Below are 3,297 nucleotides of genomic sequence, written 5' to 3' on the forward strand. Positions count from 1 at the left end.
CACTGTCGCAATGCCAAAGCTTTTTTGCATTTTTCGTCTACGGCAGTTTATCAATATGCCGGTCAGTCGCCCCGCAGTGAAAGTGACGCCTTGGGCGATAACCATCGGGCGATGTTTCCCACCTATAGTATTGCTAAGATTGCCGCGGAAACCGTGTGCCGTTTTGCCGCCCACCAATTCAAAATCCCGACCACCATCGCTAGATTAAGTGTGCCCTACGGTAATAACGGCGGATGGCCCTACTTTCACTTGCTCATGATGAAAGAAAACATCGCTATTGATTTGCACCCTGACGCGCCAAATAATTATAACTTACTGCACTCGGATGACTATGTGGCAAAAATTCCGTATTTACTCGCCGCCGCGACGCCTGAGGTCACCACCACTAATTTTGGCGGTTCACAGGCGGTGAGCATTGAAGAGTGGTGTGACTATCTTGCCGAATTAACCGGCTTTAAACCCCGTTTTAAGAATAATCCTAAGGCGTTTGGGAGTTTATCTATCGACACCGGGACAATGCACGCATTAATTGGTGAGACGCGAGTAGACTGGCGGCAGGGTATAAGAGAAATGGTCCGTAATATGGCCCCAGACTTATTGCTTAAATAATAAGTTTGGGGCGTAGTGATGGCCTTGTCTTACAGGGGGCGAATCCGTCCAATGAGGTGGGGTTTTAAACCTGCGTTATCACGTAATTCAAAATCCAAATCGCTATTGTCCTGATCGAAGTGCAGTTGTACTTTTGCAGGAAGGAAGATCGGGGTCTTAAACTCGACCTCACAGCTATAGTGATCACTTTGTATATTCTCACTTAAGGCGGCCAAACAGGCTGCCTTGCTCCACATGCCATGAATGACCATGCGCTTAAACCCCAACACTTTCGCGCTGAGATCGTGTAGGTGAATTGGGTTAAAGTCGCCAGAGGCGCGGGCATAGCTTCGAGCGTCGCTACGACCAATAGCCAAGGTCTTATTACCACTATAAACGCGCGGGGCGCCACGAGCTGCTTTGGGGGCTGCAGTTATCCCTGTCTTGCAACGTGATAGATACCTGCTCGTGTCTTCCCATACTTTTTCCTGGCCAGCAAAGGCCGAGCAGTAGAAACTGAACTCAATACCCTTGTCGGTGATTTGATGGTCAGCGACTCGGCACTGGAGGCGCAAAGGGGTTTTGGCATCGATTGCGCGAAATTGCGTAATCGTGTTACTTAAATGTACGCAGCCCATGGGTGATACTGGAAATTGCTTATCCAGCATCATTTTCATGTGCAGGCGAAATACCTGAACATGTAAAAAGCTAATGGGCAGGGTGCCGCTGTCGGCACTAAAGCCACAGGCTTTGCGATAGCGTTGTAATTGGCTGTTAGAGCAGGCGACATCTGCCACTTCCAGTGTGTAACTAGGGAAGCTGGGTGTTGAACCGGGCTTTTTGCGGGTAATAGCCGCTTTTAGTAACATTGGCAGTGCGATTGGCAGGCGTTTTAGTCTTAACTCATGACTTGCGGTCATACAACTCTATCTCCATACTGGGTGAATTCCAGTGGTGTGTGAATCTGCAGTATAAAGAAAAACTGCCTGGCAATAATTAGCCCGACCATACTCTGTTTTTTGGCAGCTCGGCCAATAGCCACTGTTATACTGCCACTCACTTTATATACCAACAGAAACCGTGTTGAATGATTGAAACAAGCCCGAAAAACCTTTCTGACCTCAGTGATTCCAGTTTTTTGATTCAGCTGGTGTATCCGGCTATGCAGGCAATGGGCCTGGATGTTGAGCGCATAGTGAGTGAATGCCGAATATCCACGACCTTGCTGCAAGATCGCAGCTCACGCTTCCCTCACGCAGCTCAGCAGCAATTTTGGCGAGTGCTAGAGGAGGTGAGTGGCGACCACCACATTGGCTTGCATTTGGCCGACGCGGTACAGGTTTATCGCGGCCAGGTTTTGGAATACTTATTCCTAAGTAGCCCCAATTTTGGTGAGGGTCTCAAACGCGCACAGAATTACCAGCGTTTGGTTACCGATGCCATGCAGTTTGAACTGCATATTGGTCAAGCTCAATCGAAGTTAGTGCTGGCTTTTGCCGGTGACGGTGATGGTGACGATGACCTGATTTTTCGTCATCGCAATGAGTGCTTTGCGCGATTTTTGATACGTTACTTTCAGGCCGTTACCGACGGTGCTTTTGTCGCCGACGAAATCAATTTGCTTCACGATGCGGTGGGCGACGCTGCCGAATACACTAAGGTAATGGGTTGCCCTGTGAATTTTAAGCAGTCGGAAGCCTCTCTGGTTTTTGCCACGAGTATTCTTGCTACACCGTCTACCCACGCCGAACCTGATTTGCTGCGCTTGCATGAAAAATTGGCCAGCAAGCAATTAGAGCGTTTATCCCGTCAAGACGTGGTTGGCGATGTGCGCCAGATCATTGCCGAGATGTTAGAGCTGGGACAGCCCAGCCTAGAGAGCGTCGCTGCACGGCTAGACATGAACGAACGGGTATTACGCGCTAGGTTAACCGAGGCGGGCACCAGTTTTAATCAGGTCCTGGCGGATTATCGCTGCGTGTTGGCAAAGCGCCTACTGGCGCGAACCGACGAAAGTATCGCGGATGTCGTTTACCTGACCGGCTTTTCCGAACCCAGTACTTTTTACCGCGCGTTCAAGCGCTGGACTGAATTAACCCCCATTGAGTATCGTCAGCAAAAGAAAGCGGCTCAGAATAGCGGTAATGACGGGGAATAAACTTCCCTTTATTAGCGCTAATAATCATCTCGCTCCCGGAAAAAGCTCGCAAAGCGGGGTAGCCCGCTTGCAGTATAGCCTTGGTATTTATAGCTTATCGTGCTGCCGATGGCGGGCGGCTGGCGGCGTTGCTCGTCGCTAAAGCCAGATCCTATTTTAAACTCACGTCCATCTGGCGTCTTAACGACTAAGGCACCCAGCATTCCAGTGTATTTGCCCTTGCCAGGAATGTGAGCGATTACGGTGGCCTCAGCGTCGGCGAAGCGCTTTAACTTCAATAAATCATCGCTGCGAATTCCGCGGTATGGGGCACTGCCCAAGTGCAGCATCAGCCCTTCACCGCCACCGGCTATGATTTGATCAAGCTCTTTCATTAATTCAGCTTCATCACCGACTTTGTGCTGTTTAATCAAGGCGAGATAGGGGGAGGTGATTTGTGAAAACACGCGGTGCATTGCTGTTAAACGATGGTCGAAGTCCCCTGCTTCACTGGGCATATCAAACACCATAAAGCGGACTTCTCGCCATTGCCCAGGGTCGGGATTTTGCCG

4 protein-coding genes are annotated in these 3,297 nt (G+C 50.0%); 2 read left to right on the top strand and 2 right to left on the bottom strand.

The features are described from left to right. On the top strand, nt 1-609 hold a 609-nt coding region (locus tag ABYT30_RS17470), incomplete at its 5' end, for an NAD-dependent epimerase/dehydratase family protein (protein WP_373097753.1). A gap of 29 nt (nt 610-638) precedes the next feature. On the opposite strand, the gene ABYT30_RS17475 is transcribed toward ABYT30_RS17470, so the two are convergent. Further along, a complete protein-coding gene (locus ABYT30_RS17475) occupies nt 639-1,508 on the bottom strand; it encodes a MaoC family dehydratase (RefSeq protein ID WP_373097755.1) in 870 nt (289 codons plus the stop codon). A 167-nt stretch (nt 1,509-1,675) separates the two neighbouring features. Between ABYT30_RS17475 and ABYT30_RS17480 the strand changes: the two genes are divergently transcribed. Beyond that, nucleotides 1,676-2,746, top strand: a complete 1,071-nt coding sequence (locus tag ABYT30_RS17480) for an AraC family transcriptional regulator (protein WP_373097756.1) — start codon at nt 1,676-1,678, stop codon at nt 2,744-2,746. Between the two features lie 17 nt (nt 2,747-2,763). On the opposite strand, the gene ABYT30_RS17485 is transcribed toward ABYT30_RS17480, so the two are convergent. Further along, the coding region (locus ABYT30_RS17485; protein WP_373097757.1) for a DNA ligase at nt 2,764-3,297 on the bottom strand (534 nt) is incomplete at its 5' end.

This window comes from Zhongshania sp. (assembly GCF_041623545.1).
Taxonomy (GTDB): domain Bacteria; phylum Pseudomonadota; class Gammaproteobacteria; order Pseudomonadales; family Spongiibacteraceae; genus Spongiibacter.

Bases quoted from the DNA above. Each gene is read 5' to 3' on its own strand.
- ABYT30_RS17475 (WP_373097755.1), bottom strand. From the start codon at position 1,508: ATGACCGCAAGTCATGAGTTAAGACTAAAACGCCTGCCAATCGCACTG.
- ABYT30_RS17480 (WP_373097756.1), top strand. From the start codon at position 1,676: ATGATTGAAACAAGCCCGAAAAACCTTTCTGACCTCAGTGATTCCAGT.